Source organism: Hydrogenophaga sp., assembly GCF_051860785.1.
GTDB lineage: Bacteria > Pseudomonadota > Gammaproteobacteria > Burkholderiales > Burkholderiaceae_C > Hydrogenophaga.
On sequence record NZ_JBIMLB010000035.1, the window covers coordinates 1 to 14,809 of the forward strand.

A 14,809-nucleotide genomic window follows, 5' to 3' on the forward strand; every position below is an offset into this window, starting at 1 on the left:
GTGCGGGCGTGATCTCCATGCCCAATATTGTCCAGCGCAAACGACACGATCGGTATTAGTGTTAACACGCCCTAGTCGAATTGCATGGCGGGCGTGTGAGCGCCGCCAGCGGTGGGGCCGGCACGGGCACCGCCATGACCGTTGAACTCCCCCTGGTGCCGTCTGCAGCGGTCGCGGAGTTGCCTGCCTCACCCGCCGCCACGCACGACGTCGCCGGTGGCCAGCGCATCTTCGTGGTGGACGACAACCGCGACGCCGCCGATTCGCTGGCGCTCCTGCTCGGGCTGATGGGTGCCAGGACCTCGGCGGCCTATGGCGCGCGCGAAGCGCTTGCAGCCATGTCGACGAACCCGCCCAGCGTCGCCTTCATCGACATCGGCATGCCGGTGATGGACGGCTACGAACTGGCCAACCGCATCCGGGGCACCCCGGCGTTGGCTGGCACGGTGCTGCTGGCACTCACTGGATGGGGTCAGGCCACGGACAAGGAACGCATCATGGCCGCAGGTTTCGACCACCACCTGCTCAAGCCGGCCGATGTGCACGAACGGGCGAGGGTGCTGCAGACGATCGAGTGACTGAAGGCAGACCGCAGTGCTACTGGGGTTCGACCTTGTAGTCCCGCAGCAGCTTGGACCACAGCGCGGTGTCCTTGCGGATGATGGCGCCCATCTCCGACGGTGAGGTGGTCTCGTAATGGATCTGCGAGAAGGACGTGAGGCGGTTGCGGAAGGTGCTCTGTTTCTGCACGTCGTCGATGGCGCGTGCGAGCCGGTCCACCACGGCTGCCGGTGTGCCCGCCGGTGCGACCACGCCGAACCACAGATCCAGGTCGTAGCCCGGCACGCCCGCCTCGTCCATCGCGGGCACGTCCGCCATGCCCGGCATGCGCTTCGCACTGGTCACCGCCATCATCTTCACTTTCCCTTCGCGCGCCTGGGGCAGCAGCGCGCCGCCATCGAACATCATGCTCACACGTCCCGTCAGCAGGTCGGGCACGGCGGTGGTCGTTCCTTTGTAGGGGACGTGCACGATGTCGACCTGCGCCAGTGACTTGAACAGCTCACCCGACAAGTGCAAGGTGCTGCCGTGCCCCAGCGAGGCGTAGTTGAGAACGCCCGGATTCGCCTTAGCGTGGGCGATCAGTTCCTTGACGTTGTTGGCAGGGACGGCGTTGGAGACCATCAGTATCAGCGGGGTGCGGAACGACAAAGACACCGGCGTGAAGTCTTTCTGCGCGTCGTAGGGCAGCTTCTTGAACGCCGAGGCATTGATCGCCAGGCTGGATGAGCTGCCCAGCAGGATCGTGTAGCCATCGGGCGGGGCCTTGGCCACCAGATCCGTGCCGATGATGAGGCTGCCTCCGGGCTTGTTGTCGATGATGACGGTCTGCTTGAGTCGATCCGAGAGTCCTTCGGCCAACGATCGGGCCACGGAATCGGCGAGGCCGCCAGGCGGGTAGGGCACCACGAAGCGCACCGGTTTGCTGGGCCAGTTGTCGGCCTGGGCGTGGGCCAGTGCCCCGCTCGCAGCGAGGACGCTGGGCAGCAGGAGCCTCAGGGCGGAACGTGAGAGGGCGGCGAGACGGGTCATGGCAGAACCTCCTGTGCAGGGTGGATGGTGTGGTGGGGGGCGGTGACGTCGTGTTCGTAGATCCATTCGATGCCGTAGGCGTGTTGGCCTGTGGCGGCTTGTGCGCCGATGCGGGCGAAACGCTCGTCGCGAGCCCGCATGGACGCTTCGTCTCGCAGATGGTTCTCGACGGAGCGCGTGCGCGCCAGCAGCTGTACGCGCGCGGTCCGTTCGCGCCGGGCCTGCTCGTACGCCCCCAACGTCGCCGCCATGTCGTTCGAACCTGCGGCAATCGCGTCGGCCACGGCATAGCCGTCTTCCAGCGCCATGCAGGCGCCTTGGGCGAGGTAGGGCAGCATCGGGTGGCAGGCGTCGCCCATCAGCGTGATGCGGCCCTGGCTCCACTGCGGCAACGGGTCGCGATCGAACAGGCCCCATTTCAGGTACCGGTCGGATTTCGAAATCAGCGCCTGGATGGTGGGATGCCAGTCGGCGAACCGGCCCACGGCCTCTTCCCGCGTGCCCTCGGCGGTCCAGGATTCCTCGGCCCATTGATCCGACTCGAACGCGGCCATCCAGTTGATGAACTCCCCGCCCCGGATGTAGTAGTGGACGACGCTGGCACCCGGTCCGAACCAGACCGTCATGTCCGGCGCGATCAGACTCGGGGGAAGCGCCGAGACGGGCGTCATGCCGCGCCAGCAGGCGTTGCCGGTGTACCTCGGTTCGGCCTCCCCGAACAGGCTGGCGCGCACCCGGGAGTGGATGCCATCGGCCCCGACGACCACGTCGCCCGCGAGCTCGCTGCCGTCCGCCAGCTCCACGATGGCCTGCCCGCCTTCTTCGCGCACGCCCGTGCAGCGCGCGCTGAGCCGGATGGCGTCGCGCGGAACGGCCGAACGCAGCAGCTCGTGGAGGTCTGCGCGGTGGTAGCCGAAGTAGTCGGCGCCGAATGCTTTTCGCAAGGCACCCTTGTAGGGCGTGTAGGCCAGCACCTCCGAGGTCTTCCAGTTGCGCACCACATGGGCATCGGGCTCGAACCCCAGTTCCGATGCGCGCTGTTCCAGGCCCAGTGCCCGCAGCACCTTCAAGGCATTCGGCGCCAGTTGCACACCGGCTCCGATCTCGCCCAGTTGACTTGACTGTTCGAGCACCACGGTGTCGATACCTCGGCGGTGAAGGGACGCTGCTGCAGTCAGGCCGCCCAGTCCGGCGCCGACAACGATGGCTTTGATGGTCATTCAGTCTCCTGGTGGATGGGTTTCAGCGTTCGCTGAAACAGGGAAAAGAGTCGCTCCCAGTGGCGGTCTGCCCCCGCCTTGTCGTAGATCTCGCCGCGGCTCGGGAACACGAAGCCGTGCCGCGCGCCCGCGTACCACTCGAGACGGTGCGGTGTGCCGGAAGCCACCAGGGCCGCTTCGAGCGTGGCTATGGCCTCCGGGGCGGCCCACGTGTCGTTCTCGGCGCAGGCGATGTAGGTCTCGCACCGGATGCGGGGCGCCAGCAGGTGCGGTGAGTCCGGCCGCTCGGTGACCATGTTGGCGCCGTGGATCACGGCAACGGCAGCGATACGTTCCGGGTGTTCGGCGGCCAGCGCCATGACGAACGGGCCGCTCATGCAATAGCCCACCGCGCCCATGCGGCCGGCATCGGCCGCGGGATCCGATTCGCAGAAACGCATGAGCGCTTCGGCGTCGTCGACGACCAGGCGGTTGCTCAGGGAGTTCATGAGATCGAACATGCGGGCCATGCCGGCCTCGTCTCGCACCAGTTCGAACTCGCGGGTTCGCCGGTAGTACAGGTTGGGCAGCACCACGAAAAAGCCCGTGGTGGCCAGTCGCCGGGCCATCTCGTGCAGTTCTTCGCGCTTGCCCGGCGCATCCATGAAGAACAGGATCACCGGATGGGGGCCGTTTTCCTCGGGGTGGACCACGAAGGTGTTCATGGCGCCATCGGGGGTGACCAGGTCGATGTGACGTTCGATCATGGCTGCGCCTTGGCATGGGCCATCGACGGGCCTGTGTGGAACCAGTTCAGCAGGCGCATCAAGGGCTCGTCGGACACCCGGAGCAACAGGGTGTCTGCGGAGGCCTCGTGTCGCTGGTCCCGCCAGCCGGGGGCGGCGATCATGTCGCCGCGCTCCCAGTCGAACTCCCGATCCCCGATGCGCGACTTGCCCCGGCCCTGCACCACGGTGTAGATCTGGTTCGCGGTGCTGCGCTCCACCGACCAATCAGAGCCCGCCGTCAGGTGGATCGCCACCCGATCGAAGGTGAGCAGGGTGGCGGGGCCCAGCAGCAGCTCACGCACGCCTGGGGCGGATTCAGGTTGCCCTTGCACCTGGGGAGCGTAGTCAGCGAATGCGAAACGCATGGGCGATTTCGCCTCGACGCGCAGACCGTCTTCCAGCGGCTGGGGATGGTGCTGGAAGAACATCGCACTCAGAGTCGCCGCCAGCGGGGCGTCGAGAAAATCGATCCAGTAGGCGTCTTGTGCGCTTTCGTTGCTGTGGCCGTGGTAACACCAGTTGGGTGTCAGCAGCACGTCGCCGGGTTCCATCGGGATCTTCACCCCGTCCACCACGGTGTAGGTGCCAGGCGCGGTGTCCAGCACGATGCGCATGGCGTTGGGCGTGTGCCGGTGGCTGATCGCTTTCTCCCCCGCCTTCACCATCTGGTACGCCCCCACCAGGGTGGGCACGGTGGCGTAGTCGTTGTGAGGAATGGGGTTGGCCATGATCAGGTTGCGCCGCTCGGCCCATTCGGTTCCAACCAGCTTGCCCGCCGCATGGAGGGCAGCGCGTGTGTCGGCATAGCGCCAGCGGTGTGGCACGAACACCTCACGAGGTTCCTTGACGATGACCGGCACCGCCTTGGCCCAGCCGTTCTTCACCTGGATCTGGTCCAGCAAGTCGTAAAGCGCGGGCAGGTCGATCGCCGCGTCGAAGTCGATTTCAGAAGGGGCAGTTTCCATGCAGATCTCTGGTTGTCGTACGTGGTCAGCGCACGTCGATGCTCATCTCGCCGACTTGTTCGATGGCGATGCGAATGCGATCACCCCGCACCACCGGCCCCACGCCCTCCGGTGTCCCGGTGGCGATGATGTCGCCGGGATAGAGGGTGGCCACCCGGGACGCGGTCACGATCATTTCGGGGATGTCCACGATGAGGTCGCGTGTGTTGGCGTCCTGCTTGAGCTCATCGTTGACCCACAGACGGGCCTGGAGGTTGGCTGGGTCGGCGACCTCGTCCGCGGTGGTGATCCAGGGACCGAAGGGACAGAAGGTGTCGTAGGACTTGCGCATCACGCGCTCTTCGGTGCCGCGCACCACCATGTCGATGAGGCAGGCGTAGCCGAACACGTGGTCGAGCGCGTTTTCGCGCGTGATGTGTTTGCCCTGACGCCCGATCACGATGCCCAGTTCGCACTCGTGGTGGATTTCGCGCCCCGGCAGGTCCGGCAGCACGATGTCTTCGCGCGGTCCCGACAGAGATGAATTGGCCTTGAGGAAGAAGCCGTTGCGGTCGGCGCGGTTGCTCGACTTCATCTCTTCGCCGTGCTTGACGTAGTTCACCGGGTACGCCAGGAGCTTGTTGGGCCATTCGATCGGTACATCCAGGCGCACGGCGGTCAGGTCGATCTCACGCACCTTGGCATGCCGGGCAATGCCGTCCATGCGCCGCTCGAAGTCGGCGATCAGTTGCACCATCTGCACAGGGGGCCAGGCGGTGGTGTCCACGCCCAGGGCATCGGTCAAGTCCAGGCTGCGGCTGTCCAGCGTGACGCCGATGCGGCCGCCGTTGAATCTGAAGAGTTTCATGTTGAATGGAGTGACGGGGCTTCAATGGCCCGTGATGGTGGAGAGCAGGTGAGCCGGATCGGCCGGCAGCGAGTCGCCTCGCCAGGCAATGGTGTCGTCGGGGCGCACGAGCACGTAACGGCGCTCGTACAGCCGGGGCAGATCGTTCTGGGTCCAGCGCACGATTTGCAGCGGCACGCCACGCTCGACGGCTGTTGCGCGCAGGGCTTCCCAGCGCGCGTCGGGCGTGCCCACGGTGTCGACCAGCACGTAGGCGCGGCCAAAGTGGTCGTGTGTGGAAACGCCCTCTCGAAGCCAGGCGTGAGGCGCCCGCCGGCCGGGCTGCGTGCTGGCGGTGTAGCGAGCGGTCTCGGTGGCCTCGCGCGCCAGCTGTTCCGGGTTTTCGGGTTCGTAGACGATCACCGGGGAGCCGAGGTAGCGGTAGCCCAGGTGCACGTTGTCCAGGTACCACTCGCGCTTCATCGCCTCGCTGAAGTCCCGGCCCACCCGCTCGCGGGTGGCGGCCCCCGCCTCGGTGTCCTCCAGCAGGTCGTCGTTGCGTCCCGGTGACTTCATGTGCTGCAGGTTCGCGGTGGAGATGGCGACGATTCGCTGCGCAATCGGGCGGCGCTCGGTCTCGTAAGCTTCCAGCAGCCCGTCACCGCCCCAGCCCTCCAGCACGGCCGACAGCTTCCAGCCGAGGTCGACGGCGTCGCCGATCCCGGTGTTCATCCCCAGTCCGCCGGTGGGCGAGGTCAGGTGCGCGGCGTCGCCGGCGATGAAGCAGCGTCCGTTGCGGTAGGTGTCGGCCACCAGCTCCTGCCGTTGCCAGGCCAGCACACTGAGGATCTCCAGCTCGAAGGGTTTTCCCATCGCCCGATGCGCCAGCTCGCGCAGTTCGTCGTCGGTGTAGGTGCGTGGCTCCTGGGTGCCGATGATCGACATGCGCCACTGGTCATGCCCGTTGATGGCCACCAGCGTGGCCCACGTGCCCTGTGGCCCCACGAAGATGTAGCGGTACCCCGGCCTGATGGCGTGCAGGGCGTCCAGGTGGGCTGCGCGGAAGATGACGTTGGTGGTGTGCGTGAGCAGACCTCGCCCGCTCATGGTGATGCCCAGCTGCTCGCGCACACGGCTGCGGCCGCCGTCCGCACCGACCAGGTACCGGGCGCGAATGGTCAGCACCCGATCGTCGGACCGGTCTTTCACGGTCGCGGTCACGCCCTGGTCGTCTTGCGCCAGTTGCTGGAATTCGTGGCGGTAGCGCAGCTCGACGCTCGGGTGCGAAGTGGTGAACTTCTGCAGGATCGGATCGAACATGTTCTGCGGGCAGCGCTCGCGCTTCTGGGGGCTGTACGCAGGAGGCTGGTCCTCGCGCATGCTCCTGAAGGGCTCGCGCCCCAGTTCCCAGCCGGTGAGCGCGGTCACATAGACGTTGTCCTGTGGGCGGTCGCGGTTGTAGGGGCTTGCCTCCACGTCGGACACGATGCCCCATCGGCGGCAGTGCTCCATGGTCCGGATGCCCACTTGGTCCATCTTCGGCTGGACGATGGCGCCATCGCCGCGCTCGACGACGAGGCAGCGGTGGCCGCGCCAGCCGAGGTCACCCGCCAGGGCCAGGCCCACCGGACCCGCACCCACCACCAGCACGTCGGTATCGATCAGCTTGCTCTCTGCGTTCATGGACTTCAAGGCGTCACGACGATGTTGGTGAAGCCGCCATGGCGGCTTTGCGTGGCTTCCACCGCCTGGTTCACGTCCGTCAGTGCGAAGCGTTCGTGCCGGAACGACGAAAGGTCCAGCGTTCCGGCCGCCGCCATCGCCGCCATGTCCTGCCCCTCCGAGGTGGAAAACCAGAGCGAGCCGGCGTAGCTCAGTTGCCTGCGCATTATCACCAGCGGGTCGATGGGCAGCGTGGCGGCCAGTGCACCCATGCCCACCGCGCTGCCGCCTCGGCGCAGCGACAGCAGGCCCTGGAGCGTGCTGTCCACCGGTGCGCCCGGTCCGAGTGCGCCCAGGTAGGCGTCGACGCCCAGACCCCCGCTGGCTTCCATCACCACTTCGTTGACGGCCCGCTGACCCAGACGGATCGGCTGCACCCGCGAAGGTGCGAGGGCCTTCACCTCTTCGAGCAGCGCTTCGTTGCGGCCGGTGCCGAACACGCGCGAAGCGCCCATGGCCAGCGCCAGCAGCGCCGCACCCACGCCCAGCGTGCCGGTGATGCCGTCGATGAGCACCGTGCCGCCAGGCACCAGGCCCGACTTGCGCAGCGCAGCGTACGCGGTGCCCAGGTAACCGAAACGCGCGCCTTGCTCGAAGCTCACCGCAGGCGGCAGCCGCACGATGTTGGCGGCCGGGGTCACCATGTATTCGCAGAAGCCGGCGGTGGGGTAGGCGTCGAACAGCGCCTGCGATCCGGGACCAAAACCGAAGTAGCCCTGAAAGGTGAAGTTCGGACACTCGCTGCGAACGCCACGTCGGCAGGCCTCGCAGCCGCCGCACGACAGCACCGGATTGACATAGACCCGATCGCCCACGGACAGGCCCTGGTCGGCCTGCCCGAGTTTCGTGATCACGCCGGTGGCGTCGAGACCGTACGCAGCCGGCAACTGCCGCGCGGGCAGGCTCGGGTGCTTGCCGGTGTAGGTGGTGATCACGTTGCGCAGGTTGGGCACCACGCCGCAGGCCTTCACCTCGAGCTGCACATCTTGCGGACCCGGCTCGGGCATGGGCATGTCGTCGATGCGAAATGGGGTGCCCATCTGGTGGAGCCGGGCTGCGCGCATGGTCGTGGACATGGTCGCTTTCGGGTCAGGCACGACCATGTTTTGCGATCAAGGCCTTGGCGGCGTCGAGCAGTTTCCTGCCGTCGTGGCCGCGCTTGCTGATCTCGGCCACCCACTCATCGCTCACGTTCGCGGCGGCCTTGACGAAGGCGTCGGCTTCCGCACCGCTGATGGTGGTGATGCTGTTGCCCTGGTCGGCCGCCGCCTTGCGCCCGACCGGATCGGTGCTGGCGGTGGTCTTGCCGCACCAGGCCGAGGTGGCCAGGCCGCAGTTGTTGTTGAACACACGCCGCAGATCGGCGGGAAGCGCTTCGACCTTGGCCTTGTTGACAGCCATGAGGAATACGGTGGTGTAGAGCGCACCCGTTTCAGGAGGAAAGTCGCTGTGGAACTTGGCCAGCTCCTGCAAGCGCACGGCAGGCACGGTCTGCCAGGGCAACACGGCAGCGTCGATGGTTCCCTTCAGGATCCCGTCTGCCACGGCGGGCAGCGGCATGCCGACCGGCGTGGCGCCCAGCGCCTGCAGCAGCTTGGTCACCTGGCGCGACGGGCCGCGCACCTTCATTCCCTTGAGGTCGTTCGTGCTCAGGATCGCCTTGCTGCGCGAATGGAACACCCCGGGACCCGAGACGTGCAGCGCAATCGGGTGCACTTCCTTGAACTCATCGGCTGCATGGGTCTGCGTGTATTCCCACAGCGCCTTGGAGGACGCTTCGGGGTTGTTCATGATGAACGGCAGCTCGAAGACCTCGACCCGAGGAAACCGCCCCGGCGACAGGGCGGGCAAGGTCCACGTGACGTCCACCGTGCCATCCTTGACCTGGTCGTACAACTGGCCCGGCGCGCCACCCAGTTGCATCGCCGTATAGCCTTCGAAACGGATGCGGCCGTTCGATTCAGCCGTGACCTTGTCCATCCACGGCTTGCACAGCAGCGCCCACGTGTCCGAGTTGGACGTCATGAACGTGTGGAACCGGAAGGTGTGGGTTTCCTGAGCAAAGGCGGCCAGCGCGGGGGCGCCCAGCGCCACCGCAGCGGCGCCTCGCAGAACGTTGCGGCGTTGCATCATGTCTTGTCTCCAATGGGTGTTTGTGCCTGCATTGGAGAACGCCCAGTCAATACCGTCCAATACTGATTCGGTTTCGTCGCAATACGGTTAGGGTATGGTCATGTCTGAACTGTCCGGTCTGGAACTCCGACACCTTCGTTACTTCGTCGCAGTGGCCGAGGAGCTCAATCTCAGCCGCGCCGCGCGCCAGCTCCACATTTCCCAGCCGCCCCTCACGCGGCAGATCCAGCAACTGGAGGCGGTGGTGGGTGCGCAGCTGTTCACCCGCACCGCACGAGGCATGGCACTGACCGAGGCCGGCAAGGTGCTGCTCGGCGAAGCGGGCAACCTGCTCGCATTCACCCGGCAGGCGGTGGAGCGAACGCGCAGCGTGGCCATGGGCAAGGTGGGTCGGCTGGACATCGCCGGTTTCGGTTCGATGATGCTGGACGCCGTGCCGCAGTTTCTGGCGCGGTTTCGGGCAGCGCACCCCCGCATCGAGCTGGTCTTGCAGACACTCAACCGCCGCGAGCAGGTGGTGGCGCTGCAGCAAGGCCGCATCACGGCCGCGTTCATCCGGCAGGGTGACGGACCCCCGGACCTGGCCAGTGAGCCGTTCATGGTCGAGCAGCTCGTGGCCGCCGTGCCCGCCGACCATGCCCTGGGCCGGCGCAAACGCGTGGCACTGCGCGACCTGGTTCAGCTCCCCCTGGTGGTTCAGGGCAGCGGGCCACGCCCCAACTTCACCGACACGCTGCTGGCGATGTTCGCCGACGCGAAACTGCAACCCCAGGTGACGCAGAACGTGGGCGACTCGATCACGGCCGTGGCCGTGGTGGCCGGCGGGTTCGGCGTCGCGGTGGTGCCCCGATCAGCCACCCATCTCAAATTGCCGGGCGTGGTGTTCCTGCCCATCACGGACGTGACGCCAGGGATTTCGAATCTGGTGTGCATCTATCGGGCGCTGGATCAGTCGGCCGCGCTGCAGACTTTCCTGGCGGAGATGCGTGAGTTCAGAATGGAAATGGGCAAGGGCGAAGCGTCTCCGGCGCCTTGAAAAAGACAACCCCCTTGTTGCCAGTTTCGGCGCCCGGCTTGCGCGCGTCCCCTACTTCATCCGTTTGATGTCGGCGTAGTCTCCCCGCGTGCGCAGCGTCACCTTCACGTTCGCCTGGCCCCGGTTTCGCCAGTACCAGCCGTGGTGGCCGGTGAAAGCGGCTTCCAGCACGCCTTCGTCAGAGGTCACTCCGCGACCCTTTTCGTAGCTTGAGGGACAAAGTGCGCCTCGATCACCCCAAAACCGAGTCCCTGGACGGCTCGATGCGCCCTCACGGGGGCTCGCCATCCATCGAGAGCACTCAATCAGCGCAATGCCGTCCAAAAAAACGCATCGCACCGATTATTCGAACTCGCTTGGGCTCAAGTCCGACGGACTCCTAGGGTGCCGAAAATACAAATATCTGTCCACCATACGGACAGACAAGCTGCGACAAGTTTGATCCAGCTCAGAAATCCAGGAGACCTCATGCTCAAACGCGCGTTCCTGCGCCGCCTTCTGACCGGTGCATCTGCGGCGGCCTGCACCCTGGGCGGCGTGCACCCTGGGCGGCGTGCCTTCCGCCCTCGCCCAGCAGGACTGGCCCGCCAAGCCGATCCGCATCATCGTCAGTTTCGCTCCCGGCGGCTTGACCGACCTGATCGCCCGCGCACTGCAGCCGCGGCTGCAGGAAGCCCAGCCGGTGATTGTCGACAACAAGCCGGGTGCCGGCGGCACGGTGGCCGAGGCGCTGCTGGCGCGCGCCCCGGCTGACGTCTACACCCTGCTGCTGAGCGCCGACAGCGTGCCGGCCAACCCGCACCTGATCCCCAACCTGGGCTACGACAGCCTCAAGGACCTGCAGCCGGTCAGCCTGCTGGCGCGCATCCCGCTGGTCATGTTGGTGAACAACGGGCGTGCCGGTGACGACGGTGAACGAGTTCGTGAGCTACGCCAAAGCCAACAACGGCAAGCTCAGTTACGCCAGCCCGGGCATCGGCACCAGCAACCACCTCTACTATGAGGTGTTCAAGGACATCGCAGGGATCGAACCAACGCACGTCGCCTACAAAGGCGGCGGCCCGGCCATGACAGACCTGATGGGCGGGCATGTGCAGGCGCTCCTGATCTCCAGCACCCTGGCAGCGCCGCAGGTGGCCGCCGGCAAGGTGAAGGCGCTGGCCGTCACCAGCGACAAGCGGATGGCGAAGATCCCGAACGTGCCGACCTTTGCCGAAGCCGACTTCCCTGACTTCAAACCGCAGTAGTGGACCGGGCTGTTCGTTGTTCGTTCCGGCCGGCACGCCACAAGCGGTGGTGGCGCGCATCACCACCGAGTTCGGCAAGGCCTTGAATTCGCCCGACGCGCTGGCGCGGATGAACGAGTTGAATACCGAGCCGGTGATGAGCAGCCAGGCGGAATTCGCGGTTCACTTGCAGCGCGAGCACGACACGCTCGGCAAGCTGATCAAGGCCCGCAGCATCAAGGCGCAGTAGCCGCTCGTCTGCGCGGCCCGAACGCTCCTGAGCTGAGCTGGCCTGCTGGAGAGAATCTGAGGTCTCTCTATCGCCTGCGGACAAGCAGGGTTCTGTACACGTAAGTCTCGCAGGGGAGCGGCGTCCGCCACGCCGTCAGCGGCTCAAAGACCAAGGATCAGGATCATGTCGCCCCGGCTATCGCCGATTGCGTTCTGTACCCTGTGCCTCTTGCTCCATGCCGCCCTCGCCGTTTCCATGCCGCTGGGCACGGTGCACCACGATCGGCTTGCCCCCGTATTGCCGTTTGCACATCCACGCCGCCAACGCGGAATCGAGGTGATCGGCATGTGCCGGGAACCAGCGGGCGAGCTCGGCGACGAAGGAAGGGGCCGGCCCGAACTCACCTCGCTGGGCGAGTGCCAGGACTTCTTCCGAGGAACGCAACACGGCCGCATGTTCGTCCATGTGGCATTCACGCGGAGGGAAACCGCTGTCGCGCATCCAACGATCCTCGGCCTCGAAGTGTTCCTTCAGGTGGGCGTGGACATCGCCCAATAGCTGCGCCCATTGGGGATGGCCCGGCGCCAGGGCGCGCAGCAGCAGTTCGTCCAGTTCCGCATGCATCCGGTCCATGGGTGCGAAGCCCAGTTCGGAAACTCGGTCGCTGGCGGGCGGGGCAGTGTGTTCTTGCGTAAGGTCAGTCATGGTGGATCGCTTGCATGATTCTCCTCTATTCTCCCCTATTCCTCCGAGAAGCCCGACGCCTTGACGATGCCGCCCCAGCGTGCGGACTCGGCCTTGATGATCGACTGGAACTCCTGCGGCGTGGTTGCCAGCGGCTCGTAGCTGAGGTTGGCTAGGGTGGCGCGGAAGTCCTCCTGACGCAATGCCCGGTTGACCTCTTGGTTCACCCTCTCCACCAGAACGGGGGCAGTGCCGCGGCGAAGGAAGACGCCGAATCGCTCCGTGGCCAGTAGCCCCTTGTAGCCCGCTTCCTCGAAGGTCGGAACGTCGGGCAGGAAACGGGAGCGCTGCGCCCCCGAGGTGGCCAGTACCCGCACCTTGCCTGCCCGATGGTGCGCCGCGATGTCGCCGACCGGGCCGATCAGGCTCGGGATATGTCCGGCGAGCAAGTCCTGCACGCCGGGGCCGGCGCCCTTGTACGGGATGTGGTTCCAGTCCACGTCCGCTGCGGTGGCGAACATGAAGCCAAGGAAGTGCGCCGTCGTCCCATTGCCCAGCGATCCATAGGCGGCTGCGCTTTGGTTTGCCTTGGCCCACAGCACGAACTCCGCCAAGGTGCGCGCCGGCACCGCCTGCGACACCGACAGCGCGAATTCGAACGACGCGATCGTGCCGGCGGGAATCAGGTCGAGCTGCGGATCGTAGTTCAGCTTGCGGTAGACGTGTGGGTACATCGTCACCATGGAGTGCGGGGCGATGTAGATCGCGTGTCCGTCGGGCTCGGTCGCCAGCAGCGTATTGGTCGCGACAGAGCCGCGGGCGCCGGGCTTGTTCTCGACGATCACGTTCGCTGCGTAGTGACCGCGCAGTTTCTCGGCCAGGGCGCGGCCGATCACGTCCGCCGTGCCGCCGGGCGGGAACCCGACGATGATGCGCGAAAGCGGGCGCAGGTTCTGGGCGAGTGCTGCGCGCGGCCCGAGGACGGCGGCAGCGCCCGCGGCGTTGAGAAGAGTGCGGCGATGAATCAAGTCTGTCTCCTTGGTGAATGGCCGCTCCTGCGGCCGTTATGCGTCTCAGCTGGGATTCGCCGCAAGCGGTCGGAGTGCGTAAATGTCAGCCCCTTCCATTTCTGCCAGGAACTGCTCCACCTTCGCATCGGCGGCGAGTGTTTCGGTCAGCACCAGCAAGTCGTGGAAGCGGTTGACCGCCGGCTCACGCACCACGCCGCGCGGCTCTCTGCCCTCCGCGAGGTCCTGCATCGCCTGCATCAGCTGGCGACGCGAACGGGCGATCGCGACGTCCGAGGTGACGAGGTGCTCGTTGTCGCGGTCGTGGATCTCGCCCTGCGACTCGGTCACAAACAGGTCGTGCACGGGAAAGGTCTGCCCCATCCCGACGAAGCTGCGATCCAGCATGTCCCGCCGCTGCCCGAAGCGATTGGAGGCGTTGCGCCACGGCACGCCGCGCACGTCCGCTTCCCGCCGGTATGCTTCACGCAACCGGTCACGCGGCAGAGCGGTCTTGCTGTGGAACACGAACTCGAAGCGCCAATGGCTGGTGTCGTCGATCGGGACGTGCCAGAACATCGATGCGCCGCCGCGACCGAACGGCGATTCCGCGCCGCCGATGGCGCAGGCGTTGGGCATCACGAAGTTGGTCACGCGCACGAAGCGGTGACCTTCCGGCTGCTGGCGGCGCTCGGCGATCACACGTAACCCGAAGCGCGTCTCCTGCACCAACAGGCGAGGCGCCACGTCCGAGCCGAACACTTCCTGCGCCTGAGCCTTGCGCAGCGGGTCGGCGTCGGCGGCGGGCACCTCGAGGGCGTGCAGGAAGGAGGTGTGGACCGGGTCCACGTTGCCTTCGTTGGCTTGCAGCCAGTTGCAGTTGGACAACCAGCGAGCGCTGAAGCGATAGGCATCCGGCGCAGTCAGCGCGGGATAGTCCGGAAACAGCGGCGGCTCACCGGGTCCCATGTAGGTCCAGACGGCGCCTGCGCGCTCCAGGCACGGATAGGCCTTCTGCAGCACGCGGTCCCGGTGCTGGCCCTTGCCCGGCTCTCCGGGCTGTTCCAGGCAGTGCCCCTCAATGTCGAACAGCCAGCCGTGGTAGACGCAGCGCAGGCCGCCGTTTTCCACCCGCCCGTAGCTCAGGTCCGCGCAGCGGTGGGCGCACCGCTGTCCGAGCAGCCCGAGGCGGCCGCGGTCGTCGCGGAAGAGCACCAGGTCCTCGCCGAGGATGCGCAGGGGGACTGGATCTCTGGCTGGAAGGTCGTCCACCAGCGCGATGGGCTGCCAGTACCTGCGCAGGAGGTCACCGCCACGCGTACCGGGTCCGGTGTGGATGGGAAGATTTTCGTTCAGTGAATGGGACATATTCAGGTTCATCTGTGATACTGTTGAGTG

At 66.3% G+C, this 14,809-nt stretch carries 17 protein-coding genes; 5 read left to right on the forward strand and 12 right to left on the reverse strand.

Annotated elements, in window-relative coordinates:
• Positions 1-134: 134 nt before the first annotated feature.
• On the forward strand, positions 135-578 hold the full coding sequence (locus ACTIF6_RS26045) for a response regulator (protein ID WP_439590627.1): 444 nt from the start codon (positions 135-137) through the stop codon (positions 576-578).
• Between the two features lie 19 nt (positions 579-597).
• On the opposite strand, the gene ACTIF6_RS26050 is transcribed toward ACTIF6_RS26045, so the two are convergent.
• The 8 genes from ACTIF6_RS26050 to ACTIF6_RS26085 are packed head-to-tail and all read right to left on the reverse strand — an operon-like array spanning position 598 to position 9,226.
• Entirely contained in the window at positions 598-1,593 is a 996-nt protein-coding gene (locus tag ACTIF6_RS26050; RefSeq protein ID WP_439590628.1) for a Bug family tripartite tricarboxylate transporter substrate binding protein, read from the reverse strand.
• On the reverse strand, positions 1,590-2,813 hold the full coding sequence (locus tag ACTIF6_RS26055) for an FAD-dependent monooxygenase (protein WP_439590629.1): 1,224 nt from the start codon (positions 2,811-2,813) through the stop codon (positions 1,590-1,592). The genes ACTIF6_RS26050 and ACTIF6_RS26055 overlap by 4 nt, the downstream gene beginning before the upstream one ends.
• Positions 2,810-3,559, reverse strand: a complete 750-nt coding sequence (locus ACTIF6_RS26060; RefSeq protein ID WP_439590630.1) for a dienelactone hydrolase family protein — start codon at positions 3,557-3,559, stop codon at positions 2,810-2,812. The genes ACTIF6_RS26055 and ACTIF6_RS26060 overlap by 4 nt, the downstream gene beginning before the upstream one ends.
• A complete protein-coding gene (locus ACTIF6_RS26065; RefSeq protein WP_439590631.1) occupies positions 3,556-4,545 on the reverse strand; it encodes a cupin domain-containing protein in 990 nt (329 codons plus the stop codon). The genes ACTIF6_RS26060 and ACTIF6_RS26065 overlap by 4 nt, the downstream gene beginning before the upstream one ends.
• Before the next feature lie 25 nt (positions 4,546-4,570).
• Positions 4,571-5,392, reverse strand: a complete 822-nt coding sequence (locus ACTIF6_RS26070) for a fumarylacetoacetate hydrolase family protein (protein WP_439590632.1) — start codon at positions 5,390-5,392, stop codon at positions 4,571-4,573.
• 21 nt (positions 5,393-5,413) lie between these two features.
• On the reverse strand, positions 5,414-7,054 hold the full coding sequence (locus ACTIF6_RS26075; protein WP_439590633.1) for an FAD-dependent oxidoreductase: 1,641 nt from the start codon (positions 7,052-7,054) through the stop codon (positions 5,414-5,416).
• A gap of 5 nt (positions 7,055-7,059) precedes the next feature.
• Positions 7,060-8,169 (reverse strand): alcohol dehydrogenase catalytic domain-containing protein, encoded by a 1,110-nt coding sequence (locus ACTIF6_RS26080; RefSeq protein WP_439590634.1) that lies wholly within the window; start codon positions 8,167-8,169, stop codon positions 7,060-7,062.
• Positions 8,170-8,182: 13 nt separating this feature from the next.
• Entirely contained in the window at positions 8,183-9,226 is a 1,044-nt protein-coding gene (locus ACTIF6_RS26085) for a TRAP transporter substrate-binding protein (protein ID WP_439590635.1), read from the reverse strand.
• Between the two features lie 100 nt (positions 9,227-9,326).
• Here ACTIF6_RS26085 and ACTIF6_RS26090 point away from each other — a divergent pair, with 100 nt between their 5' ends.
• Positions 9,327-10,262: a LysR family transcriptional regulator gene (locus ACTIF6_RS26090; protein WP_439590636.1), complete on the forward strand. Its 936-nt coding sequence runs from the start codon at positions 9,327-9,329 to the stop codon at positions 10,260-10,262.
• Positions 10,263-10,313: 51 nt separating this feature from the next.
• Here ACTIF6_RS26090 and ACTIF6_RS26095 read toward each other — a convergent pair whose 3' ends face one another.
• On the reverse strand, positions 10,314-10,451 hold the full coding sequence (locus tag ACTIF6_RS26095; protein WP_439590637.1) for a hypothetical protein: 138 nt from the start codon (positions 10,449-10,451) through the stop codon (positions 10,314-10,316).
• Positions 10,452-10,815: 364 nt separating this feature from the next.
• Here ACTIF6_RS26095 and ACTIF6_RS26100 point away from each other — a divergent pair, with 364 nt between their 5' ends.
• From ACTIF6_RS26100 to ACTIF6_RS26110, 3 genes are read left to right on the forward strand one after another with little or no spacing between them, the layout of a single operon-like run.
• A complete protein-coding gene (locus ACTIF6_RS26100) occupies positions 10,816-11,265 on the forward strand; it encodes a Bug family tripartite tricarboxylate transporter substrate binding protein (RefSeq protein ID WP_439590638.1) in 450 nt (149 codons plus the stop codon).
• Positions 11,186-11,509: a tripartite tricarboxylate transporter substrate-binding protein gene (locus ACTIF6_RS26105; protein ID WP_439590639.1), complete on the forward strand. Its 324-nt coding sequence runs from the start codon at positions 11,186-11,188 to the stop codon at positions 11,507-11,509. Before ACTIF6_RS26100 ends, ACTIF6_RS26105 begins: the two co-directional genes overlap by 80 nt.
• A 16-nt stretch (positions 11,510-11,525) precedes the next feature.
• Positions 11,526-11,738, forward strand: coding sequence for a hypothetical protein (locus ACTIF6_RS26110; protein ID WP_439590640.1), 213 nt, complete (start codon positions 11,526-11,528; stop codon positions 11,736-11,738).
• Between the two features lie 177 nt (positions 11,739-11,915).
• Here the strand turns inward: ACTIF6_RS26110 and ACTIF6_RS26115 are convergent, their stop codons facing one another.
• Genes ACTIF6_RS26115 through ACTIF6_RS26125 form a run of 3 tightly spaced genes read right to left on the reverse strand, consistent with a single transcriptional unit; the run spans position 11,916 to position 14,791 of the window.
• Positions 11,916-12,425 carry a bacteriohemerythrin gene (locus tag ACTIF6_RS26115; protein WP_439590641.1) on the reverse strand — a complete coding sequence of 170 codons (510 nt, stop codon included), beginning with the start codon at positions 12,423-12,425 and terminating at the stop codon, positions 11,916-11,918.
• A 35-nt stretch (positions 12,426-12,460) separates the two neighbouring features.
• Positions 12,461-13,432, reverse strand: a complete 972-nt coding sequence (locus tag ACTIF6_RS26120) for a Bug family tripartite tricarboxylate transporter substrate binding protein (protein WP_439590642.1) — start codon at positions 13,430-13,432, stop codon at positions 12,461-12,463.
• A gap of 45 nt (positions 13,433-13,477) precedes the next feature.
• Positions 13,478-14,791: a Rieske 2Fe-2S domain-containing protein gene (locus ACTIF6_RS26125; RefSeq protein WP_439590643.1), complete on the reverse strand. Its 1,314-nt coding sequence runs from the start codon at positions 14,789-14,791 to the stop codon at positions 13,478-13,480.
• Between the last annotated feature and the right edge of the window lie 18 nt (positions 14,792-14,809).